At 52.0% G+C, this 25,222-nt stretch carries 19 protein-coding genes; 11 read left to right on the plus strand and 8 right to left on the minus strand.

Annotated features, from left to right (window positions below):
* Window positions 1–471 precede the first annotated feature (471 nt).
* The 5 genes from WCT94_RS01035 (at window position 472) to WCT94_RS01055 (ending at window position 6,101) form a co-directional block, all read left to right on the plus strand.
* Complete coding sequence (locus WCT94_RS01035) at window positions 472–1,020, plus strand: fimbrial protein (RefSeq protein ID WP_336867388.1); 549 nt, start codon at window positions 472–474, stop codon at window positions 1,018–1,020.
* Between the two features lie 224 nt (window positions 1,021–1,244).
* Window positions 1,245–3,665 carry a fimbria/pilus outer membrane usher protein gene (locus WCT94_RS01040; protein WP_442955469.1) on the plus strand — a complete coding sequence of 807 codons (2,421 nt, stop codon included), beginning with the start codon at window positions 1,245–1,247 and terminating at the stop codon, window positions 3,663–3,665.
* A gap of 37 nt (window positions 3,666–3,702) precedes the next feature.
* Entirely contained in the window at window positions 3,703–4,452 is a 750-nt protein-coding gene (locus WCT94_RS01045; protein ID WP_336867390.1) for a fimbrial biogenesis chaperone, read from the plus strand.
* Window positions 4,453–4,469: 17 nt separating this feature from the next.
* Complete coding sequence (locus tag WCT94_RS01050) at window positions 4,470–5,504, plus strand: hypothetical protein (RefSeq protein WP_336867391.1); 1,035 nt, start codon at window positions 4,470–4,472, stop codon at window positions 5,502–5,504.
* 51 nt (window positions 5,505–5,555) lie between these two features.
* On the plus strand, window positions 5,556–6,101 hold the full coding sequence (locus tag WCT94_RS01055; protein ID WP_336867392.1) for a fimbrial protein: 546 nt from the start codon (window positions 5,556–5,558) through the stop codon (window positions 6,099–6,101).
* 107 nt (window positions 6,102–6,208) lie between these two features.
* Here the strand turns inward: WCT94_RS01055 and WCT94_RS01060 are convergent, their stop codons facing one another.
* The 5 genes from WCT94_RS01060 to WCT94_RS01080 all read right to left on the minus strand — a co-directional run bounded on the left by WCT94_RS01060 (window position 6,209) and on the right by WCT94_RS01080 (window position 12,124).
* Window positions 6,209–6,700, minus strand: a complete 492-nt coding sequence (locus tag WCT94_RS01060) for a DUF2569 domain-containing protein (RefSeq protein ID WP_336867393.1) — start codon at window positions 6,698–6,700, stop codon at window positions 6,209–6,211.
* Window positions 6,701–6,797: 97 nt separating this feature from the next.
* Window positions 6,798–7,547: an AAA family ATPase gene (locus WCT94_RS01065; RefSeq protein WP_336867394.1), complete on the minus strand. Its 750-nt coding sequence runs from the start codon at window positions 7,545–7,547 to the stop codon at window positions 6,798–6,800.
* Between the two features lie 159 nt (window positions 7,548–7,706).
* Window positions 7,707–9,950 carry a ferric-rhodotorulic acid/ferric-coprogen receptor FhuE gene (gene fhuE, locus WCT94_RS01070; RefSeq protein WP_336867395.1) on the minus strand — a complete coding sequence of 748 codons (2,244 nt, stop codon included), beginning with the start codon at window positions 9,948–9,950 and terminating at the stop codon, window positions 7,707–7,709.
* Window positions 9,951–10,157: 207 nt separating this feature from the next.
* A complete protein-coding gene (locus WCT94_RS01075) occupies window positions 10,158–11,084 on the minus strand; it encodes an AEC family transporter (protein WP_336867397.1) in 927 nt (308 codons plus the stop codon).
* A gap of 146 nt (window positions 11,085–11,230) precedes the next feature.
* Window positions 11,231–12,124 carry a LysR family transcriptional regulator gene (locus WCT94_RS01080; RefSeq protein WP_336867398.1) on the minus strand — a complete coding sequence of 298 codons (894 nt, stop codon included), beginning with the start codon at window positions 12,122–12,124 and terminating at the stop codon, window positions 11,231–11,233.
* Window positions 12,125–12,681: 557 nt separating this feature from the next.
* On the opposite strand from WCT94_RS01080, the gene WCT94_RS01085 reads away from it, so the two are divergent.
* From WCT94_RS01085 to WCT94_RS01095, 3 genes are all read left to right on the plus strand, one after another.
* Window positions 12,682–13,371: a helix-turn-helix transcriptional regulator gene (locus tag WCT94_RS01085; RefSeq protein ID WP_336867400.1), complete on the plus strand. Its 690-nt coding sequence runs from the start codon at window positions 12,682–12,684 to the stop codon at window positions 13,369–13,371.
* A gap of 14 nt (window positions 13,372–13,385) precedes the next feature.
* Window positions 13,386–14,702 (plus strand): cytosine permease, encoded by a 1,317-nt coding sequence (locus tag WCT94_RS01090; RefSeq protein WP_336867401.1) that lies wholly within the window; start codon window positions 13,386–13,388, stop codon window positions 14,700–14,702.
* A 372-nt stretch (window positions 14,703–15,074) separates the two neighbouring features.
* Window positions 15,075–16,940: an Svx/AvrXca family virulence/avirulence protein gene (locus WCT94_RS01095; protein ID WP_336867402.1), complete on the plus strand. Its 1,866-nt coding sequence runs from the start codon at window positions 15,075–15,077 to the stop codon at window positions 16,938–16,940.
* Window positions 16,941–17,048: 108 nt separating this feature from the next.
* On the opposite strand, the gene azuC is transcribed toward WCT94_RS01095, so the two are convergent.
* Window positions 17,049–17,135 (minus strand): stress response protein AzuC, encoded by an 87-nt coding sequence (gene azuC, locus WCT94_RS20785; protein ID WP_085996941.1) that lies wholly within the window; start codon window positions 17,133–17,135, stop codon window positions 17,049–17,051.
* A 384-nt stretch (window positions 17,136–17,519) separates the two neighbouring features.
* Between azuC and WCT94_RS01100 the strand changes: the two genes are divergently transcribed.
* From WCT94_RS01100 to WCT94_RS01110, 3 genes are all read left to right on the plus strand, one after another.
* Window positions 17,520–18,713, plus strand: coding sequence for a multidrug efflux MFS transporter (locus WCT94_RS01100; protein WP_336867404.1), 1,194 nt, complete (start codon window positions 17,520–17,522; stop codon window positions 18,711–18,713).
* Between the two features lie 141 nt (window positions 18,714–18,854).
* Window positions 18,855–20,228, plus strand: coding sequence for an esterase-like activity of phytase family protein (locus WCT94_RS01105; RefSeq protein ID WP_336867405.1), 1,374 nt, complete (start codon window positions 18,855–18,857; stop codon window positions 20,226–20,228).
* A 517-nt stretch (window positions 20,229–20,745) separates the two neighbouring features.
* Window positions 20,746–22,842: a LamG-like jellyroll fold domain-containing protein gene (locus WCT94_RS01110; protein WP_336867406.1), complete on the plus strand. Its 2,097-nt coding sequence runs from the start codon at window positions 20,746–20,748 to the stop codon at window positions 22,840–22,842.
* Window positions 22,843–22,908: 66 nt separating this feature from the next.
* Here the strand turns inward: WCT94_RS01110 and WCT94_RS01115 are convergent, their stop codons facing one another.
* The gene (locus tag WCT94_RS01115; protein ID WP_012773501.1) at window positions 22,909–23,595 is read right to left on the minus strand and encodes a GntR family transcriptional regulator; all 687 of its coding nucleotides are present in this window, start codon (window positions 23,593–23,595) and stop codon (window positions 22,909–22,911) included.
* An 89-nt stretch (window positions 23,596–23,684) separates the two neighbouring features.
* Complete coding sequence (locus WCT94_RS01120; protein WP_336867407.1) at window positions 23,685–25,151, minus strand: mannitol dehydrogenase family protein; 1,467 nt, start codon at window positions 25,149–25,151, stop codon at window positions 23,685–23,687.
* Between the last annotated feature and the right edge of the window lie 71 nt (window positions 25,152–25,222).

A 25,222-nucleotide genomic window follows, 5' to 3' on the forward strand; every position in this document is an offset into this window, starting at 1 on the left:
CTTTCATTTAAGTTTCGTGCAAAAAAAAAGACATTTCATTATTTTTATAACCCCATCAATATTTCATGCCATGCAACACTATAGACAATGAATAACAAATAACACATTGAATTAAAATAAATTATCTCGATAATTATATTTATAGCGCATTATCACCCCTTAGAACACAAAAACCGCAAAACAGAATAAAAACCTAAATAAATATAAATTTAAAAGATTTAATCTAAATAAATATAATCAATACAATATATTTGACCACAAAATCATTCCCCCCTACTATGCAAACCAGTTCCATAGTCACTGGTCAGGCAAGCAGGGAATATATTCACCCGGTGAAATACAGCAAACCGCCGCCCAGACCAATAAAGGCATTACAAAAGAAATGGCATTACTCGTTATGCATGAATGCGCACGCATTCATGAGAGTAACGCTCATGTTTTAAATAGAGTAACCAATAGAGAGAGCGTAATATGAAACTATCAAAGATCACCCTGGCATCCTTCATCTCCGTGATATTTTCTGTCGGCGCACACGCTGCAGATTCACATAATGGAACGGTGACGTTTAAAGGAAAAATTATTGATACGCCTTGCTCAGTATCCCAGGAAGATTTGCACCAAACGATCGAGTTTGGCGAAATCAGCAAAACCGTGTTGGAAAACGGCGGCACGTCAGAAATTAAGCCGTTTGATATCACATTAAAAGATTGCAGTCTGGATACCGCCACCAGCGCCAAAATTGTTTTCTCCGGCGGCGCAGCATCCGGCACCAATAATGAAATGCTGGCATTAAACGGCAGCGCAACTGGTGCAGGTATTGCCGTAGAACGCGTCGGCGAAAAAATTAAATTCGACGGAACCACGCCAGCGGTTCCTGCTACGCCGTTGGCAAACGGGGATAATATTTTCTCCTTCACATCCTATGTCGCCAAACTCCCCACCCCGCAAGAAGGTGAGTCACCAACAATCACCACAGGGGCATTCTCCAGCACGGCTAATTTTGTTGTGTCTTATCAATAAAATATTGATGCGCTAACCATCCATTGCGCTAACAGCAGGGTATAGGCAATCAAATGGGGAGGTCACCTCCCCTAATACATTCTTTATTCCACACGTGGTTTACGTACGTGGATATCTACAACGCTGCATCTGTTCAAGCACATATTCCTATGGCAATGAAGAAACTTACGTTCAAAGAAAAAATAAAATCAGCCTTATTTCGCTACGGTGTTTTTATTTTTTCTTTGAATACAACAGCGCTCAGTGCAACGGAATTTAACGTTAACGTACTGGATGTTGATGAGCGTAGTGACATTGATCTTAGCCATTTTTCCGATCCTGAATACGTCACGCCCGGCACCTATCTTTTATCAATAAAAGTGAATGCGCGTGAAATACAGCAGGAGATGATTAGCTACCTGCCGGAAGGCAACCATCAGGCTCGGCCAACAGCCTGCCTCTCGCCTGAACTTGTTGATAAGCTGGCGCTGAAGAAAGAAGCACGCGACAAGGTCGAACGATGGAATAACGGCGAGTGTGTCGATCTGACGCCCATTGCCGGCGTGAAAGTGTCTAACCAGATAGGCATGGGAACGCTGAATATTACGATCCCTCAGGCCTGGCTGGCGTACAGCGATAGCAACTGGATTCCACCCGAACAGTGGGATCACGGTATCGGCGGTGCGCTGCTGGACTATAACCTCGTGGGTAACGTACGTCGTGATACCCATGGCAGAGGCACATCACACTATCTCAGCAGCTACGGCACTGCCGGGTTTAATCAGGGAGCCTGGCGCTACCGTGCCGATTACCGCTATTTTCTGCAAAAATCGCGCAACGGAAATCGCGATCGTTTCTCGTGGGATCAGTTTTACGCCTATCGCCCGCTGCCTACGCTTTCAGCCGATCTCAAACTGGGTGAAATGTATTTCAGCAGCAACCTGTTCGATAGCTATCGCTTTACCGGCGTGTCATTAGCCAATAACGACAACATGCTCCCACCTTCGTTGCGCGGCTACGCCCCCGAAATTCGCGGCGTCGCTAAATCAAACGCTACGGTGACCGTCACGCAAAATGGCCGACTGATCTATGAAACCACCGTGCCAGCTGGCCCCTTTGCGATTCAGGATCTGAAGAACGGCGTCAGCGGCACGCTGGATGTCCGCGTGACGGAAGAAGACGGCACGGTGACGACGTTCCAGACTGAATCGGCCAACCTGCCTTACCTGACGCGGCCGGGACACGTGCAGTATAAACTCGCTGCCGGTAAACCCTCGAATACCAACCATCGCCTGCAAGGCCCAGCCTTTTCTGCCGCCGAGGCCTCATGGGGGTTATCTAACGCGTGGTCGGTGTACGGGGGCAGTATTTTGTCCGATGGCTACCAGTCCTGGTCGGCAGGCATTGGGAAAAACCTCTACCTGCTGGGCGCGCTGTCCGCTGACGTCACGCAGTCACGCGCAACGCTCCCAGCGACGTCGTCGCAAATGGGCCATGCGTTCTCACTCAACTGGTCTAAATACTTCAACTCGATCGATAGCCAGATCAGTTTCGCGGGCTACCGCTTTTCAGAAAAAACCTACATGAGCATGGCGCAGTACCTCTACGCACTGAATCTGGATAATCGCTATCGCAATGAAAAAGAGCGCTACACCATTACGCTTTCCAAAAATTTCGCGACGCGCGAGTCATCCTCATGGCTGAGCGGGCTATCGACCTATGTTACCTATACGCGCCAAACCTACTGGAATGAAGCCGAACAGGATCGCTACGGGGTTTCGCTGAACAAGTACTTTGATATCGGCGCCTTTAAAGGGATTGCAGCAAATTTCGCGGCCTATCGCACCGAATTCAACCGCCGTACCGATGACAGCCTGTACCTGAGTTTTTCCATTCCGCTCGGGGAGCGAGATCGTCTGAGCTACAGCATGGGGCGCTATAACGACAGCAGCAATCAGACGCTGACCTATTCCAATAACGCCGATCCGCGCCGAACCTGGAACCTGAGCACACGGTACGACAGCAAAGAGCATACCTACCTGAGCGGCAACTATACCCATCTGGCACCGATGACCGATGCCACCGTGGGCGTAGCCTGGCAGCAGGATCGCTATACCTACCTGAACGGCTCGCTGCGCGGCGGGATTACCGCCACCCGCCACGGCGTTGCAGCACACCCGAAAGGCAATCAGGGGGGCACCCGCATCATGGTCGATGCGGGGCAGGCAGGCGTGCCGTTCACCGGCAGCCAGGTCGAAACCAACCGCTACGGTCTGGCCGTGATTGCCGGCACCAGCAGCTACTACGACGTATCGACCCGCATTGATGTACAGAAATTACCACCAACCATCGAAGCGGTGACAACGGTCGTTCAAGGCACGCTGACCGAAGGGGCAATCGGCTACCGCAAATTCGACGTGGTAAGCGGAGCAAAAGTCATGGCGCACATCGCGCTGGCCGATGCCTCCTATCCTCCTTTCGCCGCGCAGATCAAAAACAAGAAAGGCCGCGATATCGCCATGATCACCAACGGCGGGCAGGCCTATATCACGGGCGTCTCGCCTGATGAAACGCTGTCCGTCCTCTGGGAGGGAAGAACACAGTGTTCCATCACCCTGCCCGCGACCTTAAATCACCTTGATGCGCTGCTGCTTCCTTGTAAATAAGCGGCGCGAAGAAATAGAAAAGTCTGGAGAGTACGTTATGAAACACGCATGTTATCAGCGAGCAGCAGGATTCCTCATCGGCTGTCTGTTTTTGATGCCCTCAGCCTATAGCGCCCTGAGCCTCGATCGCACCCGCGTTATTTTTAACGACGAGGAACAATCTGCGACGGTCATGTTGATGAACCAAAACGCGGAGAATCCGTTTCTGGCGCAGTCCTGGCTGACGGACGCTCGTCACAATAAAGTGAACACGCCGCTGATGGTGCTGCCGCCGCTGCAACGCATCGAAGCGAAAGGCTATAGCCTGATCCGTCTGGTCAAGACCGAGCAAATCAGCCAATTGCCGGCCGACCGCGAATCGCTGTTTTACCTCAACGTCCGGGAAATTCCGCCCAAAACGGACAAACCCAACGTATTACAGATCGCCATTCAGTCTGAAATTAAGGTGTTCTTCCGCCCCCGCGGCGTAAAGCCAGCCAAAGACGAAATATGGCAGGAAAAACTGACAATCCGAAAAACGGGAAACACCTTTCAGGTAGAAAACCCAACGCCGTACTACATCACGGTCAGCGGCATTCTGAAACAGCCTAAAGCGACGCGTGCGAATCCTACCAGCCTGCTAAAGGGGAGCGCCTTTATGATCGCGCCACGCTCAACCCTGCCAGTTGCGGTGACTGACGGGGCGAGCGATCGCTTCTATCTGTACTACGTCAACGACTACGGCGGTCATCTGGAGCTGCCTTTCACCTGCGTACAAAACCAGTGTCAGCCCACAATCCATAAATAAACGACAGGGAACCCGCCATGTCTTGGTTAGCTATTCATCAACATCGCCATGTCGCTCTCTGCGCGTCGCTTTTTTTCAGCTTAACGGCATTTAACGCCAGCGCACTGGAATGTCGGCTGGGCACCGTGACTGGCCCGGTAAACGATTATGAGGATATCGGTACGCTAAAGATCCCGGCGACGTTGCCTATCGGCAGCCGCCTCTGGACGTCAAAACCCTATACCCGCAGCCTGGCCTGCTGGGCATATCAATCCGTACGTCCGCAGGGTGAAATGTCCTATTTTTATCCTAATCCCGAAGGCAAGGTCATCAGCCCAGGTGTTGGCATTGGCATCATCTACAACGGTCAGGATCTCGGGGTGATTACCAACGGCGGCACCACGGCATCCCGAGTCTCCACAGGACAGTGGATCGCAGCAGGCCCGAGTGGTTCATCGCCGCCGTCCAACCCGACCATGCTGAATGTCACGGTACAGCTCTATCTCGAAAAAACCGGAAATATCACCGATACCACGGCGGGCGTGGATGCGCTGCGCGTCTTCCAGATTGACGGTGAAGGGGGCATTAACAACAAACCCAACAGCAACTATGGCTTAAGCCTGTCAGGGCTACACGGCATCGACATTATGCAGTGCGCCGCAAAAATCAACGTCTCGCCCGACAGCTATGTCGATTTTGGTACGGTCAGAGCATGGTCGGGTACGGAAGCCAACGCGCTGGCGCAAACAGAATTCCACATCAACGTATCGACCGACGGCGGAGAAGACTGCGGCAAGGGATTCGATCTGGATATCAACTTTGATGCCTCATCGCGGGGAAATTCACTCGTCGGGATAGACGGCATGAACATGGGAAATGGCTCCACGCTGAAGATCGAAGATACGCGCAACGGCAATAACGTGGTGTTTAATCAGTTCATCAGTCTGGTTGACGGCCTGACATCATCGAGCGGCGTGATTGAACGGCGCTATACGGCTCGACTCTACGCCTCCGGCCCCGCGGTGGTCGGCGATACCGAGAAAAATATTATCCTACGGTTTAATTATCATTAACCCGTCTTCCTACGCGAGATCGCAACAATGATAAAACACAGCACCACAATAGTGAAAATCAGGTGGCGCCGCACTCTGCTCGCTTTTACGCTGGGCATCATGGCGCTGCACTCCAGCACCGCTTTCACACAGCAGAGAACACCGCTGGACGATCACGAAATGACCTTCCGCGTTTTAGTCGTCAACGCCGCCTGCAATGTGAGTACGGAGAGCAAGGCGATTGTGGTAGACATGAGTGAAGTTTCTGAGCGCTATTTAAAAACCAATAGCTACGGTGACTGGCATGACTTCACGATTAACCTCACGGACTGCAATCTGGATACTTACCAAAACGTCACGATTCACTTTTCAGGAAAAGAAGAGCCGCTGTTGCCCAAGCGGCTGGCGCTGGATACCCCTTCCGGTGCCAAAGGTATCGCGGTTGGCCTTTATCATGCGAACAAGCTGGTCAGTATCAACAGCAGCACGGACAGCATTGTGCTGCAAAGCGGAGACAACGCCATTCCTTTTTCGGCCCGCATCGAAAAGATACGCGACGATCTGATTCAGTCCGGTGATTTCATGGCAACGGCGAACTTCACCTTGAGCTATTTATAGCGGGTTGAGGGAAAAGTCGAGGCCGCCCCTGTTTTTTACCAAACACCGGCGGCACAAGCATTATTCACCCACGGCTAAAGTTACTTGTTAGCCGCTCCCCCTATTCGCTAGCGGCTAAAAACCAGCGGAATTCTTTTCGAGAACAGAAAATAGGGGATCCAGACGGCAATGCCAAAGACCGCAGAGGAAATCGCACGGATATCACCAGTATCGAACTTAGCATTAAACAAGTAAGCCGGTAGCACTGTCATATACCCCACCAGCAGCGCGCTAATGAAATAGTATGCAACCATCACATTCCGCGTGCGTTTTTTACGTCGGAAGAAGGTCATTGCGGTGAAAATTTCCAGTGCGAACATAGCACACAGGAAAAACACCAAGGCCAATGCGTAATAGCCGAGAAACCCAGTGTTCCTAAAGTGAATAACCATCGCATTGATAATTTCGTACAGCGAGAACGGCGTAGTAACGATAGAGAGAATAATCCCCAGCGCCGGGAGGTAGAGAATACCGTTAATCTTCTGTTGTTCTTGTTCTTCACATGTTGCGCACAGGCCAGATTCTTTACGTGCGTCGTTATCACAGTTTAGGCACTTCATTTTCTGAACTCCCTGTAAAATGTTCCAAAAGAAAAAGACGGTTTCCCGTCTTGATATCACACGTCATTGTCGCTTACCCCCGAAACGATGTTAACCCCTATTCCGCCATCAATTCACGCAGCATCCGTTCAGGGTGATTAAGGAAAGCACGTGTGACCTGATAGTGTTCCGTGTCCTCGTACGCGACCTGCTGTATTCCGTCTTCGCCAAACTGGAAGATCGTGGCATCAGGATATGCCATCAGGATCGGAGAGTGAGTCGCGATAACAAACTGCGATCCTTCACGGATGAGATCGTGCATGCGGGCAAGCGCAGCCAACTGCCTGCTGGGCGACAGCGCGGCTTCCGGTTCGTCGAGTAGATAAATTCCCTCTTTACCAAAACGGTTGAGCAGCAACGCCATAAAGGATTCACCGTGCGATTGTTCATGCAGTGAATAGCCACCATAGGAATTAATCACAGGCGGATCAAAACCAGGTTCGCTATCCAGCCGCTCAATTTCCGTCGCGACATTGAAAAAGCTCTCGGCGCGTAAGAAGAAACCGTTTTTAGGTTTCTTAATCCCTTTCGCCACCCGCAGGAAATGCGACAGCCTGGAATGTGAGGTGCGGGTACCGAAGTTGAAATTGCGGGTACCGCCTTCCGGGTTGAACCCCATCGAAACGGCAATCGCTTCTAACAGCGTGGATTTTCCCGAACCATTTTCACCGATAAAAAAGGTGACTTTCGGGTGCAGCTCCAGCTTATCCAACGAGCGAATCGACGGAATAGAAAACGGATAAACCTCGAATGAGTCCACCTTTTCGTGTGCCAGCGCGATTCGGCTGACGTATTGCGTTGAGATCATTTTCAGTCTTCCTGACGGGTAATGAGTGAAAATATCCTAACCCCATAGCGTTAAAAGAAAAAACGCCCGTATCGCTGTGATACGGGCGCTATGCTGATTCCCGACAACGGTGCTTCACATCGTCGGGTCAGTCACTCACATCAATAGCAACGTGCTGAACTAGAAAGCATAGTTAACCGTCATCGAGACGCTGCGCGGCGTGCCATACACGGCATAAGGCGCAAGGTAGTCGCTATATTCTTTATCAAACAGGTTGTTGATATTCGCCTGTACCGCCAGCTGTTTGGTCACCTGATAGCGGCTAAACAGGTTAACCAACGCGTAGCTGCCCTGCTCGGCGCGCAGCGTGGTATTTTGCGGGCCAGAGCCTTCCTGCCAGATACCATTTTGCCAGTTCACGCCGCCGCCAACGGTTAACTCCGGCAACGTTGGCAATTGGTAACGGGTAAACAGCTTGAACGACGTGCGCGGCTGTTCTGGATTGACCGACTTACCGTCCCGATCGTCAACAACATAGCGCGTACCGCCAAACGTCATTTGCAGGTTGTCCGTCACTGCGCCGTTCACTTCAAATTCGATCCCTTTGCTGACGACACCATCAACAGACTGGTAAGCCGTTTCCTGTGTCACCACATTCTTCTCAAGCGCAGTTTGAGCTACGCGATCCTGCTCAATTCGGAAGACCGCAACTGAAGCCGTCAGGCGACTGTTATACCAATCCCCCTTCACACCCGCTTCATAATTTTTCCCGGTTGTAGGAGACAAATATTGATTGTCTACACCTTTTTTCGTTTGTGGCTGGAAGACATCGGTATAGCTGGCATACGTTGACCAGGTATCGTTGATGTCATACACCAAGCCAACATAAGGCGTCACACGATTCTTACTGGTATTTCCTGTCGTTCCAACGATGCTCCAGTCGGTATAACGTGCGCCAGCAATCAGGTGCAATGGATCCGTTAACGAGAATCGTGCTGAGGTATAGAGGGATTTTTGTCGTGTGGTTGAGTGCTCATAATCATTATTCCAGAGCCCCGGCACAAAAGTGCTACCCACCCAAGACCCCCATGTCGGATCGGCAATATTGCCATTCCAGTTGTAGAAATTGCCCATATCCGCAGGGCTTATCGTCGATTGGGCATTAGCGAATTGATTACGCTGCCGAGTATAGCTGCCGCCTACCACCAGCTCATGCTGGCGCCCTAGTAGCTCGAACGGGCCAGACGCGTAAGTATCAATCGCATCAACTTTACGAGTGCCCTTATTCCATCCACCATAAGCACCGACATTACCGCCGAACGGATCAACCAGTAGCCCGGTATCTTTATCTGGGAACCCATTGGCATACATCAGCTTGGAATCGAAGTGGGTTTCACCATGCGTCCCGTTCATACGCACCTGCCAGCCGTTATCAAAACGCTGAGTCAGATCGGCAAAAACCTTCTTCGAGGTTTTATCCGAGTAGCTCCAGTTTGGTGCGGTGTTAAAACTACGACCGAAATGCGTGCTGCTGCCGTCAGTGAACCACGTCGGCAATCCGCCCCACGTAGGGCTATCGGTATTGCTTTCCTGATAATCATAACCGAGGGAGATCGTCGTCGAATCGGTCACATCAGCATCGATCACACCGTAGAGGAATTTTTTGCGGCTGTGGTAACGATCGAGCCAGGTGTCGTTATCCTGATAACCCGTAACCACACGCCCACGCACATTACCGGATTCCGTCAGCGGCGCAGACAGATCGGCCACCATCCGCTGTTTATCCCACGAGCCGTAGCTGCCAGATACCGAGCCTTTAAATTCGCGACTGTCCGCATGTTTGCGCACCATGTTCACCGCCGCAGAAGGGTTACCCGTTCCGGTCATCAACCCGGTCGCCCCACGTACCACTTCGATACGTTCGTAGATTGCTGTATCGGAAGCGGAATCACCGAAATCCCAAATTTCGTCTACGACCGTAGGAATTCCATCGAACAGATAGTTAGTAATCTGGAAGCCACGCGCAAAATACGTCATACGCTCGGAATCGATGATTTTAGAGGATACACCGGTCGTGTTCGCCATCACCCCACCAATCGTTTCAAGGTTCTGATCTTCGATACGCTGCTGGCTGATAACGCTCACTGACTGCGGGATATCACGCGGCGTCAGCGTCATCTTCGTTCCGGCGTTAGTCACTTTCACGCTGTAATCCTGCGGGTCGCTGGCTTCTGCGTTGGCATTGGCGTTCGCACTGACCACCAGCGTATCGCCTGAGGCGGGATTTTCTTCAGCAGCGGCTTGAGCAGGCAGGAAAGAGGCAGAAATCAACAGGGCGAGAAGAGAGACTCCGAATGGTTTTGCTCCGGCCAGCGAAGAATCACAAACGCGCGTTTTTCCGGCGCGAGTAACTCCAAAAGACATGGTATATCCTCGGTTAACTGATGGTGATTTTGGCGAGATGCTGAGGCGTTTCTTGTCAACATTTGCACAGAAAAGTAAATGATAACTATACGCATTATTATTGTTATTTCAACGAAAGGATTAATTCACTTAAAATACAAATAGATAAAAAAGAACAAATCACCACACCGTTAACAAGGCATGTTACAAAAAGAACATTTGAGGCATTTACAACAGACCGGCCAACCCAAGAACAGTCAGCGGCAGCGCGACGCCTGCGACCAGTGTCTGAAGCGCGATAATTCCCGCCATCAACGGTGCATCACCACCTAACTGACGAGCCATGATGTAGGATGACGATGCCGTCGGCAGCGCTTGAAACAACAAGGCTGCAATCGCCGCCGGACCAGACAGATTGAAGAGATGGCAAGCGACGATTGTTACTAGCGGCATCGCTATGAATTTCGCACATGATGCAATCACCATAGGGCGCAGCCAGCTACGCGCAGCGGAAAAATCCAGCGCCGCGCCCACGCACAGCAGCCCCAGCGGCAGCGATGCCTGCCCCAGCGATTTCAGAACTGGCTCAATCCCCAGCGGCAAACCTAATCCGGTAATCTGCAAAGTAATACCGATCGCGCAGGCCACCACTAGCGGGTTCAGCGCCAGCAGCCGCACGATATTCTTCAATGAGGGAGCCCCAGTATTGCCGTAGCGGGCAAAAACCAGAACACAGAGAATATTGACCGTCGGCACAATCGCCGCATTCGCGACGGCGGCAAGCGCCACACCGTGTGCGCCAAACAGCCCGGCAGCGGCAGACACGCCAACGTAGTTGTTAAAACGGACACCGCCCTGAAATAGAGAGGTAAACGCCGCATCATTGACGGGGAAGAAGCGGCGCGCAGCGACCAGCCCGGCAGCGACAACCAGCGTTGAGCACACCAGCGTCAGGATCATCGCCGCTACCGGCACGCCATCCAGACGCGCCGTCGCCAGACCATGTAGGAATAGCGCGGGAAGCAGAATGTAATAACCCAACCTTTCAGTCTGCGGCCAAAATGCCGCAGCCAAAAAAGATCGCTGGCGTAACCACGATCCCAGCACGATCAGTAGCGCGATCGGTAACAGCGCCAGCAGAAGTGAGGCGATCATCGGCTGACACGCCACGGCGCAGAAGATAAAAGAAAGAAGGATTGCGGATTGGACGCCATGGTTCAGTACCTGAGTGGAAGAAACAGGCACTACCCTAGCGGGATTTCTGATGAGAAAAAAACGAGATTAACTCAACGTTAGCTCAATTATTTCTCATGAATGGCATCTTCACCAGACTGCGTTCGGATCGCTTCCGCCAGTGCCGCAGCCAGACGCATTGCCGGGCGATCTTCACGTTCCAGCAGCACAACGCGCCGCTGCTGTTGAGGCTCACCAAAGGGGATACACGTCAGATTATTCAGGCGGCCCCTCTCCCGTTCGGACAGCGGAATAACCGCCACGCCAAGCCCGCTGGCGACCATCTGTACAATCGCCTCCTGACTGTCCAGCTCCATATCGGTTTGCACCCGCAGCCGCTGGCGGCGCAGCTCGCGATCGATAGTTCTTCCAGCCCAGGCGCGACGATCGAAACGAATAAAAGGGTGTTCTTGCAGGAGTGGTCTGGCATCCAGAGACGCCAGCGCCGAGGGGGCAACGATCCAGAATCCTTCCTGATACAGCGGCGTACTCATCAGACCGGTTGGATAGGGTTTTACCGGCTCGGTGGTTACAGCAGCGTCCAGCTCGCCAGCATCAATGCGAATCGCCAGTTCCGCCGACATCCCGGAGTTCACCAAAACACGCAGGCGTGGATGAGCATGACGCAATGCGGCCAGCGCGGCAGGCAAGACACCCGCCAGCGCGGTCTGGATCGCGCCAATTCGCAAGCGCCCGGCCAGCTCTCCGCTCTCACCTAATTCGGCGGCAATGCCGTCGTACTGCGCAAGAATATCCCGCGCCTGCTCTACCGCACGATGTCCGGCTTCCGTGAGTACCGGAACGCGACGTGAACGATCGAAAAGCGACACCTTGAAGTCTTCTTCCAGACTGCGAACATGCAGGCTGACGGCTGATTGTGTCAGGCACACGGCTTCAGCCGCGCGGGCAAACGATCCATACTGAGCAATCGCGACTAACGTGCGCAAAGCTTTTAACGACATGCAGCCCACTCTCCAGCCTATGCGTGAATAGAAAAACGTGAATAAAAAGCATGACAGGTAATAACAATGTCGCCTTTTTACACAGGTTGCAACATGCGCTGGCGGAGGAGATGAGCAGGAGAAGAACACCAGCGAAACAGTGATATGTTTCGCTGACATAAACCGGGCGATACCCTGCACCTTGATGAGGACACAGAGCAATTAACTCGATAAAATACAAAAGAGTCAGTGAGTAACGTGTCAATAACGTAGTGTTATTTTTGATGTAAGACCAAATACCATCCCTTACAGGATTCAGTATTATTTCCCTGGTGTGGCGAATATTTTCTTAATTTTGTGACATCATCTACATATAATTAGCGTAAAACTTCGTGGCAATAAATTGTAGCATAAGAATATAAATCAATAAAAGGTAAAAAACCCCCTTGTATGATAAAAACAATCATGATAGCAAAATCATTCGCGCAATAATAAGTTAGCAAGATAATAATTATCAACACACTATTAACTGAGATTCAATATTCATTGAATTAATGCCACCTCTCAAGGAGGGCAGGATGTCACCATCAGCGGAACACATGACTGACCATATTCATAGCCTGATTACTATGATGGAGTGCTTAAACGAACCATGGGGCATTAAGGATTTGTCATCGCGACATATTTACATGAACAAGGCAGCGTACTTCTATACGGGCACACCGGAAAAATTTGATATTGAGGGTCGTTTTGATGATGAGTTTCCAGCCAGTTGGGCGGAACTCTCCGATGATTTAAAAGAACACGACAGAATAACGGAGAATAGTGAGAAACGAGTGACGGTGATCGAAACACATTATTGGTATGGCAAAAAGACTCTCACACCTTGCGTCAGCGAAAAGATGCCTATTTTTGATAGGAATAAAGCCTGTATTGGTACCATGTGGAGCGCCAGACAGTTAGACTCACTATCTCCGCTTGTCTATATCAATCAGCAAAAACCGACCTTATTACAAACCGAACTCACAACGGATGTTTTTACTCAGGCAGAGCTCGACATTATATTTCTGCTATTGCAACGTTTTTCAAATAAAGACATTGCCAGAAAAATGAATGTCTCGCCGAAAACAATAGAGAACAGAGTCTATAACATGTACCAAAAAACCGACACTCACTCTCTCCAACAGTTTGAAGCATTTTGTCGGAATCTTGGCGTAGACGGTTATATTCCCCGTTCACTCATCACGAAAGGCATTCAGTTTATATAAGCGCGTATATCCCTATGGAAAAAATAGATGACTACCCCGTCAGCCGCGTTCCGCTGAGTGTCCGGCTGCCTTTTTTAAATGTGGCATTAGTTCACATCGGCATGTTAACCGCGCTAGACCAGTTTATGTTAGGCGCAGTGCTCGGCCATTCCATGACGCTAAGCCAGGCATTTCTCGCCATCTTTATTGGTAGCGCCATTTTTGGCGTGGTAACCGTGGGGCTGGGCTACGCCGGGATGAAAGAAGGTATGTCGGGCAGCCTGCTCGCACGCTGGTGCGGCTTTGGCCGTATTGGTTCCGTCCTGATTGGGCTGGTCATCGCCGTTAGCCTGATCGGCTGGTTCGGCGTCCAGAATGCCGTATTCGCCAAAGCGCTCAACTTTGCGATGGCGGATAAGCTCGGCTTTGGCTGGTCCGCCGCCCTGTCCGGCATTGCGCTGACGCTACTGGTTGCCTTCGGTTTCAGAGCATTACGCTTCACCGCCAAAATTGCCGTACCGATGTTTGTCATCGTCGTCGGCTACATCTCGATCATGACGCTCTCTGGTCACAATATTGCTGAACTGATCGCTTCTGCGCCTAACGGTGCGGCGATTTCGATTAGCGCCGGCGCAACAATGGTCGTAGGCGGCTGCATCGTCGCCAGCTTAATTACGCCAGATATGACGCGCTATTCTCAAACAGGAAAACACGTTTTCTGGATGACAATGCTGTCGATTATCGTCGGGGAATTTATTGTAAATGGCCTCGCCATAATTATTGCCCGCGCGCTCAATACCGCAGACGTTGTGACGATCATGTCTCAGGCGGCTGGCGGCATCGGGTTGATTGCCGTTATATTTTCGACACTGAGAGTCAACGATATCAACCTGTATTCTTCCTCCTTGGGAATCGCCAATGCCATAGAGGGCGTCACGGGGAAAAAATTACGCTATGTCTCGATCACGCTGGTGATTGGCCTCATCGGTACACTGCTTTCCGTCGCGGGTATTCTGGATCGCTTTATCGATTTTCTGACGCTATTAGGCGTGTTATTCCCCCCAATTATTGGTGTGATGCTGGTTGATTATTATATTTTACGAACCCACAGGGCACTGCTTGACGCCAGCCGTGCCGAAGGCCAATTACCTGACAGTGCACAAACACCGCTGATTGGCTGGCCCGCTATTATTGCCAGCATTGTCGGTGCCATCGTTGGATTAGCCTTTGAATGGGGCGTTCCGGCGTTTAATTCGTTACTGGCGGCCAGCCTGCTTTATTGGATAATAAAGCATTACACCAATAACCATGTGTATTTTAGGAAACCAGAACATAACCAAAATTTAAAATGAAATAGGTAACAAGATAAAATTCATCTATAATCCAATCGGCCTCTTTTCATAGAGGCCGATATATTTTTACTTAAGCAAATTAGCTCCTGAATAATTCAACCTGCATTCAGGCGGTGACGCTCAGGCAGATTGAAGCATGACGGATATATACTCTAAATAATTCGAGTTTCAGGAAGGCGGCAAGAGAAGGCATCCCGATGAGCTTACTGAGGTAAGTGATTCGGGTGACTGAACGTAGCCAACACACATGTAACTTGAAGTATGACGAGTATAGGCCATGATGGCCTTGGGATGGGCCTTATCTATCAACGAGAAATTCCTCTCGAGAAATAATAAGGCTGATTAGCAATATTCATGCTAGGAAAAGGATTTATGCCAAAAATAAAAACACTTCTCACGCCGTTAAACTGTCTACTCGTTTTAAGCGGCGCCTTAATGGTCAATACGGCAAACGCCGCTGAGGCTTGTGTCGCAGGTAACTGGCAGGTGGATAATTCCATCACCGATATGCCTTCCGTAAAATACCAGACTGAGCACTTTGCCTTCCGCTGGAATAATAACGACGTTAACCGTAATGATGCGGTTGCCGCAGGGCAGAAACTGGAACAAATTTGGGATAAGTTTATTAAACAAATTCAGTTCCCCGAGCCTTATTGCAAACAGACCGTGAAATATAAAGCCAATATTCACATTGATCCCACCTTTGGGCTCAGCGGGGGTATTGCAGGCGGTGGCAGCATGGGCATGTGGATCGGCCCTGCCTCGCTCAAGGATAACTGGGGGCTGGCACACGAATTTACCCATGCGCTGCAAGGGCAAACTGGCGGCTTCCAGAGTTCAGGCGATAACTACGTCGGCTGGATTTGGGAATCCCACGCGAACTGGATGACGCACCAGATGGATGAATTCCGTGGTACGTCTGCACACTGTTCGGAAATGCAGGTCAACTATCCGCATATTTATCTGGGTTCAACGCGTAACCGTTACTGCAACTGGCAGTTTATGGAATACCTAAAAAACCGCTTTGGCTATGGCGCGATCAACGATATGTGGTCAAAAGCGCCGAAATGGGGTGAAAGCGGTCAGTCTACTGCCGATCCGCTGTCCGTTCTGCGTACCAACATGGGCTGGAGCCAGTCTGAATTCAACGATGTCTTCGGCGACTGGGCGATGCACAACGTCAACTGGGATTACATCGATCCAGATGGCTTCGATCGTGGGCGTTTTTATCGTTCAACCTACGGCAGCTATGGTGCGGTACAACCCAACCAGAATAACGCTGACCGTCTGCTGAGAACCACGACGCTTGAGCCCGTGGCCGGTGCCAGCGCCACTCTGCGCCGCTTCTCTGTTCCGTTCGATCAGGCTCCGCAGCAGTTGGGCTACAACATCGTCCGGCTGATCCCAGAAAGTGGCGCGACGCAAATCACCGTGAAATTCCGTGGTATGGTGCAGAGCAAATCTGCCATTACCCGCTTCCCTGGGCTGAAAAACGATCCGGCAACCATGCCGCAGCCTAATTCCGACTGGCGCTGGGGTATTGTTGCTATCGGTTCGGACGGCGTTTCTCGCTACAGTGAACTACAGCGCGGCGCGTCTGCCACGGTGAAAAACTTCACTATCCGTCAGGACGATCGCGGCATTTACATGGTGGTCATGGGGACACCGTCGCAAATGCAGAAGATCAAGTGGGATCAGGCTTACTACTCTCTGTATCGCTACCCGTGGATGGCCGATTTCACCGGCGTCTGGCCGGAAGGCAGCCAGCCTGGCGCGCCAAATCCAACCGCTAACGGTTCTCGCCATGCCAACGGCGGCGGCTGGGTATCCAACGCAGCAAATGTTGCCCCTACCGCGTACGTCGGGCCTTATGCTCGCGTCATCGGCGGTACGGTGAGGGATAACGCCAGAATTGAAGATCGTGCAACGATTCTGAGCGGAACGGTAGAAGGGCGCGCTGTCGTTAGCGGCCTGACGATACTTCAGGGCAATACCGTCGTACGTGATAACGCACGACTGCATACGGTCTTCATGGGGCCGGGCGCGTTTGAACGCGGCATTGTGCTGTCAGGCAATGCGCAGATGCGTGGGGATGCGGAAATTCGCGGCGCTTCCGCGTCGCAAGGCGTGTTCTATGGCTTTATTGATGAAAATGAAGTCAGAAGCAGCGCAGCCGGTGCCTACCTGACCGAAGCCGTGCCAGAAGTGACGGCCGTTCCGGTCTACAGCACGAAGTAATATCGCCACAAAAAGGGGAACCGGCTCAGAACCACGTTACGTTGGTTCTCGGATCCCCATAAATACACAGGCCGCCATGATGGCGGCCTGTCTGCATAGCACAAATTCTTAGAACAGTGCGCCGGGCGGTACGTCTTTATAAGTATTCAGGTAAGCCGCCAGCATTTTTTTAAAGAAGTTACGCACTTTTTTCACCTTGGTTTTACTTAGCTCGTTATTCTAATGACGCGATGGGGTTGTTCTTGTCTTACTGGCAGTGACCTGCCTTATGGCGATGAATTGTACAACCCTTGTTGAGCAAAAGCTAATTTTTTGTGATGCGTGTCACACAATAAAATTCACCGATACTTTCCCTCTAGCCCACCTTCTCCCCACGCTGATTTTCTTTTGTTGCGAATCATTACCCTCAGTGACCAATACGCCGCAGGCTATGCTATGCTCATGATGAAAGACGAAATTTTAGTCACTGTCCGTTATTAATTGAGCGCTATTCACTGTCAGCTAGCACACTTTTCTTCACGCGCAGTCACCACGGTTTCGCCATTGGTTATTCGCTGATGAAGGCTCGTTCCGACCCCCATGGAAACCTGGAAACTTAACCTCTTCTCTGCCTGGCTGGGATGCTTTTTCACCGGGCTGGCCATGAGCCAGATATTACCCTTTCTGCCGCTGTACATTGAGCAGCTCGGCGTTCACTCGCACGAATCACTGAGCCTGTGGTCCGGCTTGATCTTCAGTTCGTCCTTTCTCGTCTCCGCTGCCGTTGCGCCACTGTGGGGAAGTCTCGCCGACCGTAAAGGTCGCAAGCTTATGCTGCTGCGCGCCGCGTTGGGCATGGCGATCGTGATGTCGTTGCAAGGGCTGGCAACCAACGTGTGGCACCTGTTTATCCTGCGCACGCTCATGGGGCTGACCTCCGGGTACATTCCCAATGCGATGGCGCTGATCGCTTCACAGGTTCCACGTGAAAAAAGCGGCTGGGCGCTAGGTATGCTCTCGACCGGGCAGATCGCCGGCGTCATTCTCGGCCCCTTATTTGGCGGCTTTATGGCCGACTACATCGGGCTACGCATCGTCTTTTTCATCACCGGCGCTATGCTGTTTACCAGCTTCCTGATTACGCTTTTCGCGATTAAAGAGAGCGTGGTTAAGGTCACCAAAGAGAATCGGCTCAGCGGGAAAGCCGTCTTTGCTTCCCTGCCGTATCCGGCGCTCATCATCTGTCTGTTCATTACGACAATGATGATCCAGATGGCGAACGGCTCCATCAGCCCCATCCTCACTCTATTCATCCGCGATCTGACTCCCGGCACGGACAACATTGCCTTTATCAGCGGCGTGATTGCCGCCATTCCCGGCGTGTCCGCCCTGCTATCCGCCCCGCGACTTGGCCGTTTAGGCGACCGGATCGGCGCACATCGCGTCCTGATCGCCGCACTGGCGATCAGCGTACTGCTGTTTCTGGTCATGGCGATGGTACAAAGTCCTACACAGCTCGGCATCCTGCGCTTTTTGCTGGGCTTTGCCGATGGCGCACTGATGCCAACCGTGCAGGCGCTGTTGGTTAAATACAGCAGCCAGCAGGTGACAGGCCGGATCTTCGGCTATAACCAGTCATTTATGTATCTGGGCAACGTAATGGGGCCGCTGGTCGGTTCCGGCGTGTCCGCCCTGATGGGCTTCCGCTGGGTGTTCATCGTCACCGCCGTTCTGGTGCTGTGCAACACGCTACAGCTCTTTTTCGCTTTCAGGAAACCTCACGGAAAGGGATAACGATCCGGCCAGCGACGGATATGCCGTGAAAACCATAGGCTTCATTGCAAAATGAAGCCTATGGTCACAAAACTGACATGACGATTATCTATGCTCCGACAATACGTCTGTCCAATCACCCCACATCAAAGAGCTAATCCCATGAAACACACGTTCTTAGCACTGCTGGTTGCCGGATTTTTGCCGTTCAGCGTTCAGGCCGCAGGAGAAAAAGTGACACGCTATGTCGTCACCTTCCCAGCCAGCGAACGTGTGGCGTATCAGGGCAAATTCGCCCAGAACTTCCCTAACGGCCTGCCTGTCGGCATTGGTTCCGGCCTCTATTTCACCGGCAAACAGGGTGACGACCTGATGTTCGTCACCGTCACCGATCGCGGCCCGAATGCCGATGCGCCGCTGGTCGGCGAGAAAGAAGCCAAGATCTTCGCCAGCCCTGATTACGCGCCGCTGATGATGGATATTCGGGTCAGCACAAAAGCCGCAGAGGCGATCAATCCACGCCCGTTGCACGATGCCGAGGGCAGTATCACCGGCCTGCCGCTACCTGCGGACGTTATCGGTACCACCAATGAAGTAGCGCTGAATGACGCACTGCAACCGCTCAGCACCAGCCAGCGCGGGCTGGACACTGAAGGAATTACGCCGGATGGCAACGGCGGTTTCTGGCTGTGTGACGAATACGGCCCGTTCCTGATCCACGTTGATGCCAGCGGAAAGATCCTGCAAAAATTCGGGCCGACGCCTGCGGGCAACGAACACTCGGTTGCCAGCGGCTTACCGAATATCATCAAGTGGCGTCAACCAAATCGGGGTTTTGAAGGCCTGACCCGCCTGCCAGACGGCACGATCGTCATGGCCGTGCAAAGCACGCTGGATATCGACGGCAAAAGCAAAAACAAAGCCCAGTTTACGCGTCTGGTGATGTTTAACCCGGAAACCAAGACCAGCCGCATGCTGGGCTACCCCATCAACATCGGCAGCTATAAGAAAGCGAAAGATGCCAAAATCGGCGACATCGTGGCGCTGGATAATCAGCGCATTCTGCTGGTCGAGCAGGGCGCGGATAAAGACAAACAGATGCAGAACCGCATCTATCTGGTCGATCTCAGCAAAGCGAGCGACCTGACGCCGTTCGATGCCGATGGCAAATCGCCAGAATTTGACGATCTCGCCCAGTTGGAAAAACGCGGCATTACGTTGGCGCACAAGCAGGAGCTGGTGGACTTGCGTAAGCTCGGCTGGCAGCAGGAGAAAGTTGAGGGGCTGGCGCTGGTCGATCAGCAAACGCTGGCCGTTATCAACGACAACGACTTTGGTCTGCAATCCACGCTGCAATCCCCGGTGAAAGCGAAAGACAAAGCGGACGATTATCAGGTTACTGCCGATGGTAAACTGACGCGGGACGGCAAAGCCGTCGAGACAACGCTAGCCATCAAACCGTTAGAGAAGCCAGAAGCCGATAATGAACTGTGGGTGATTCACCTGGCACAACCGCTGAAGTCGCATCTTCAATAAGAGCTTATTTTTAACAAGACAGTATTTAGTGCCTGCCTCACCCAAAAGCAGCACGAAAGACTAATCAATCCCAAAAAAAGCTAGGAATAACGTTTTATGCTCATTGATTTTTCATAAAAAAAATCAATGAGCTACTCTCGTCCAGCCCACAAATCAGTTCAAAAATCATCCAGCACGATTTCCCTCGACACATCAATAAAGAAAGCCTTACCTTCGGCATAAGATATGGCAATACAGCCAAAAAACACGAGCACAGAGCAACCATGGAATCTCACTGGCCTTTTTCTCGTGGCCTGATCATTGACAGGTTATGGAAAAATCGGCGCGGTGTTGATCATCGGCAAAATGATTGAATACATATAGACAGGGAAGTTAAGTCACCATGAAAAAAATATCACAACAGATGGACAACAATCATTCAAACACATCCACGGAGTCACACACAGACGTTGCAAGGCCAGAGTCGTTAACGCGTCGCCGCTTTTTGCAAGCTGGAGCAGGTGCGGCTTTCAGCGGCATGCTAGGTCAATTCAAAGGACGTTTCCTCACCCGAGCCATCGCCGCAGTCGCAACAGGCGCTATTGCCCCTTCAATTTATGCCGAGGAACGTACCTTCACCCATCCCGGCCTATTACATACCGAAGAGGATTTTTCCCGCATCCGAGATAACATTGCCAGAAAAGAGCAACCTTGGACAAATGCCTGGACCCCTTTCATACAGGATGGTTATTCACAGTTGGGAGCAACCCCCCGCGCAACCGATAATCTCGTACGCGGCGGAGAGGGGCAAAACTTCCCGATTTTATATATCGATGTGCAGCGTTCCTACCGTCTGGCGGTACGCTGGAAGATTACGCAGGATACGGCTTATGCCGATGAAGCCCTACGGTATCTCAACGCTTGGTCTGCTACTCTGAAAACCATCACGGGTAACGCAGACCGCTGGTTGGCGGCCGGTATCTATGGCTACCAATTCGCTAACGTCGCAGAGATTATGCGTACTTACTCCGGCTGGGCGCGCACCGATTTTGAGCGTTTCCAAAACATGATGCTGACGATTTTCTACCCGATGTCGCGTAATTTTTTGGACGTTCACAACGGTGCTGATATTACGAACTACTGGGCGAACTGGGATCAATGTGCGATTGCCAACATTTTGGCGATCGGTGTGCTATGTGACCGCCCTGACATCTATCAGGAAGCCATTGATTATTATAAATATGGTCAGGGTAATGGCGCAGGGATGTTAGCAGTAGCACATGTGCACCCAGGCTATTTGGGGCAATGGCAGGAAAGTGGTCGCGATCAGGGACACACAACGTTGGGTATGAGTCTGGGGGCCGCATTTTGCGAAATGGCCTGGAATCAGGGTGATGATATCTACGGCTATGCCAATAACCGCTTCCTCGCCGGTGCCGAATATGTGGCGAAATCCAACCTGACAGACGGAAGTGGTGCCTATTATTCAGTACCGTGGAAAAATTATCGTAATCGCCATGGCTTGATGGAAGGACTTGGCACCGTCAGCCAGGGAAATAACCGTCCGTGCTGGGAAACCATCTACAATCACTATGCTAAACGAAAGGGAATTGCGACCCCCTACGTTTATAAGTATGTACAGAAGATCACACCGGAGAATGGTGGCGGAGGGGATGGTACGGGCTACGGCACGTTATTGTACACTCGCGATCTGGCCGTCGAGAATTCAGCCCTTAAGCCTACGGGGTTAACCGCCTATCGCCGTGGACAACGCATAGAGCTGTCATGGTGGGGCGTCGTGGGTGCTACAAGCTATACGCTTGAGCGTTCAACCTCGGCGAATGGCGCATTTAGCGTCATCGCTTACGACATTACCGATGTCCTGACCTATACCGATCAAGACATCGCTACTCGCGCGAACCGCTACTACTATCGTGTTAAGGCCGTGGTTAATGGTGGAGAGACCCGCGCCTCTGACATGGTCAGCGTCGCCATCAAGGCAGAGGAAATTTTCCATCTGGCGTTCAATGAAGGTTCAGGCACCACGCTGGCTGATAGTACCCAAAAATGGGGAGACAGCACCTTACATGGCGGAGCCAGTTGGGGAACGGGGCCAGACGGCTCGGGTGTTGCACTGGTTTTAGATGGGGTTGATGGCCATGTCAGCTTGCCCGGAAAAGTGATGGAGAATTTAGGCGACTTCACCGTCGTTACCCGCTTCTGCGCTGATGACAAACGAACCTGGGCACGCATTTTCGACATGGGATCGGGCACCCGCTGCTGGATCGCCCTATTACCGTATAGTAATCAGGGTAAACCCTCGTTCAGAATATCCAGTTTACATGGCTACATGATGGAAGCCTTTGAACCCGTAACCGAGACATTCCCCGTTGGTCGCTGGGTCACCGTCGCGTTGAGCCTGTCCGATAGTGTCGGGATTATTTATATTGACGGCAAAGAAGTGGGACGAAGTGAAACGCTCACTCTGGCACCTTGTCAACTCGGTGAGTTGAGCGCCGCGTACCTTGGCCGTTCGCAGTATCCGACCGACCCTTATATGAAGGGACGCTATGACTATTTCAAAATTTACGATGGCGCTTTGAGCAGTAGTGAAATTGCCGCTTTATCAAGTTAACACGATTAACCCTCACCGCATGAATACGTCAAATTTCATGCGGTGATAGCGGCCAATAAACAAAGTTTAGGCGTGCTCGAACCAGTCACTATTCTGTTGCGCAATCGGCGTGATCGAATAGATCATTTCCTGCAAATGCTCACGAATCGCTTTTTCCGCGGCATCGGGATCGCGCGCTTTCAGGGCACTAAAAATCAGGTAGTGCTGTTGGATCAGGCTGACCGGTGGAGAAACCTGGCTCAGGCTGAGAAAACGTACGCGATCCATCGTCGCTTTGATCGATTCGATGGTTTCCCACGCCAGCGGACAGTTGGCAATCTGCGTCAGAAGCTGATGGAAACTGTCATCGAGGCTAAGGAACTCGCGCACTTGTTCATTCTGCGCAGCCAGTTCCTGACGGCGTAAGTTGTGCTCCAGCGTCAGCAGCTGTTCATCCGTCACCATTTCTGCCGCCCGACGCACAATCGCGCACTCCAGCGCCTGACGGATAAAGCGGGCATCCGCCACGCGCTGTTCGGAGATCTTCATGACAAACGTGCCGCGCTGCGGCAGGATCTGCACCAGCCCGGCCTCTGCCAGCTTGATAAAAGCCTCTCTGACCGGTTGGCGGGACACATCAAAACGCACAGAAATTTCTTTTTCAGACAGCAGCTTACCCGGTGGAATATTGCATTCCACAATGTCTTTGCGCAGTACGCGATAAATTTGCTGGTTGACTGGTTCGTTGTTGTTGATCTGAAAAGAGGTATCCATGCCGCTGTGCTTAGCCAAGAAATTTATCGCTTATGATACACGCTTAGCGCAGCGAGTGTCAGTGTTACCGCACCCGCTGCGCTTTCGTCTTACCAGGCACACTCCTGCAATGTTTCCTTCACGCCCTTCGCTAATAGCGACAGGTAGCGCTGCGTCACCGCATCGACAAACACAGGGTGGTGCGGTAAATCCTCACCAAAAATCGCCGTCAGCGTCAGCAACGCCGCAACCCGGCTCTCGCCTTCCGGGCTGCGTTGCACCGCTTCAGCGATTTGATCTTTTAGCGGATCGCTGATTTCAATCGGCTTTCCTTGCTCATCCACGCCACCGACATAGCGCATCCACCCCGCCACGCCGAGCGCCAGCGCATCAAAACGGCTACCGCGCGCCAGATGCCAGCGGATCGAATCCAGCATCCGCTGCGGCAGTTTTTGTGAACCGTCCATCGCAATCTGCCAGGTACGGTGTTTTAACGCCCGATTGCGATAGCGATCCAGTAGCGCATCCGCATAGGCGGCGAGATCGACACCCTGCGTACGCAGAGTCGGCGCCTGTTCATGCAACATCAGGTGATGCGCCGCCGCGACCAGGTCGCTGTCCTGCATGCACTCGCTGATATGTTGATAGCCAGCAAGGTAGCCCAGATATGCCAGAAACGAGTGGCTGCCGTTCAGCATCCGTAGCTTCATTTCCTCAAACGGCAGGACATCCTGTACCAATTCCGCACCGGCTTTTTCCCACGCGGGACGACCGTTGACGAAGTTATCTTCAATCACCCACTGGAAAAACGGCTCGCAGGCAATACCCGCCTGATCGGCGACACCCAGATGTCCCTGAATCGTCTCCAGCGTTTCCTCAGTGATAGCCGGAACAATCCGGTCCACCATGGTGGACGGAAAGGTGACGTGCTGTTCAATCCAGTGCGCCAGTTCGATATCCTGCAGCTCAGCCAACTGCACAATCACGTTGCGTGTGACATGTCCGTTTTCCGGCATATTGTCGCAGGACATCACGCTGAATGCCGGTAGCTGGCGTTCCCGTCTGCGTTTGATAGCAGCCAGAATCACACCGGGCAGGGAGCGTGGTTCTGCGGGCAACCCCAGATCGTGGCAAATCAGCGGATGTTCAGTATTCAACTGCCCCGTCGCCGGATGGTGGCAATAGCCTTTCTCCGTGACGGTAATCGACACAATGGCGATATCCGGTGCGCTTAGCGCTTCCAGCACCGCCTCGATGCCTTCGACTTCCGCATGCAGCGCACCGGTTGCTACGCCGATGACCCGGCTATGCCAGCCGCTGTCCGCCATTTCGGAAACCGACCACAGCAAATCCTGTTGGCGAATGGCCTCAATCTGCTGTTCGCCGCCAATCAGGTTAATTTCACAATAGCCCCAGTCGCTGCCCTGCTCCGCCGCCAGCTTATCGGCACAGACCGCCTGATGCGCCCGGTGGAATGCGCCAAAGCCAATATGCGCAATACGTGTTTTTAGCAGGCGTCGGTCGTAACGCGGCACCACAACCTGCGGTTTAAGAGTAGAAAATTCACTGATACTCATCGTTATCCCTGATAGGTGATTCAAAAAATATGCCTACGCCCTAAATGATTCGAGTTGCAGCAAGGTCAACT

This window comes from Pectobacterium sp. 1950-15 (genome assembly GCF_037136835.1).
GTDB lineage: Bacteria > Pseudomonadota > Gammaproteobacteria > Enterobacterales > Enterobacteriaceae > Pectobacterium.

What these genes read in the sequence shown, in the direction of transcription:
- WCT94_RS01035 (WP_336867388.1), top strand. Translation starts at nt 472, where the DNA reads ATGAAACTATCAAAGATCACCCTGGCATCCTTCATCTCCGTGATATTT.
- WCT94_RS01045 (WP_336867390.1), top strand. Translation starts at nt 3,703, where the DNA reads ATGAAACACGCATGTTATCAGCGAGCAGCAGGATTCCTCATCGGCTGT.
- WCT94_RS01050 (WP_336867391.1), top strand. Translation starts at nt 4,470, where the DNA reads ATGTCTTGGTTAGCTATTCATCAACATCGCCATGTCGCTCTCTGCGCG.
- WCT94_RS01060 (WP_336867393.1), bottom strand. Translation starts at nt 6,700, where the DNA reads ATGAAGTGCCTAAACTGTGATAACGACGCACGTAAAGAATCTGGCCTG.
- WCT94_RS01065 (WP_336867394.1), bottom strand. Translation starts at nt 7,547, where the DNA reads ATGATCTCAACGCAATACGTCAGCCGAATCGCGCTGGCACACGAAAAG.
- fhuE (WP_336867395.1), bottom strand. Translation starts at nt 9,950, where the DNA reads ATGTCTTTTGGAGTTACTCGCGCCGGAAAAACGCGCGTTTGTGATTCT.
- WCT94_RS01075 (WP_336867397.1), bottom strand. Translation starts at nt 11,084, where the DNA reads ATGATCGCCTCACTTCTGCTGGCGCTGTTACCGATCGCGCTACTGATC.
- WCT94_RS01080 (WP_336867398.1), bottom strand. Translation starts at nt 12,124, where the DNA reads ATGTCGTTAAAAGCTTTGCGCACGTTAGTCGCGATTGCTCAGTATGGA.
- WCT94_RS01085 (WP_336867400.1), top strand. Translation starts at nt 12,682, where the DNA reads ATGTCACCATCAGCGGAACACATGACTGACCATATTCATAGCCTGATT.
- WCT94_RS01090 (WP_336867401.1), top strand. Translation starts at nt 13,386, where the DNA reads ATGGAAAAAATAGATGACTACCCCGTCAGCCGCGTTCCGCTGAGTGTC.
- WCT94_RS01095 (WP_336867402.1), top strand. Translation starts at nt 15,075, where the DNA reads ATGCCAAAAATAAAAACACTTCTCACGCCGTTAAACTGTCTACTCGTT.
- WCT94_RS01100 (WP_336867404.1), top strand. Translation starts at nt 17,520, where the DNA reads ATGGAAACCTGGAAACTTAACCTCTTCTCTGCCTGGCTGGGATGCTTT.
- WCT94_RS01105 (WP_336867405.1), top strand. Translation starts at nt 18,855, where the DNA reads ATGAAACACACGTTCTTAGCACTGCTGGTTGCCGGATTTTTGCCGTTC.
- WCT94_RS01110 (WP_336867406.1), top strand. Translation starts at nt 20,746, where the DNA reads ATGCTAGGTCAATTCAAAGGACGTTTCCTCACCCGAGCCATCGCCGCA.
- WCT94_RS01115 (WP_012773501.1), bottom strand. Translation starts at nt 23,595, where the DNA reads ATGGATACCTCTTTTCAGATCAACAACAACGAACCAGTCAACCAGCAA.
- WCT94_RS01120 (WP_336867407.1), bottom strand. Translation starts at nt 25,151, where the DNA reads ATGAGTATCAGTGAATTTTCTACTCTTAAACCGCAGGTTGTGGTGCCG.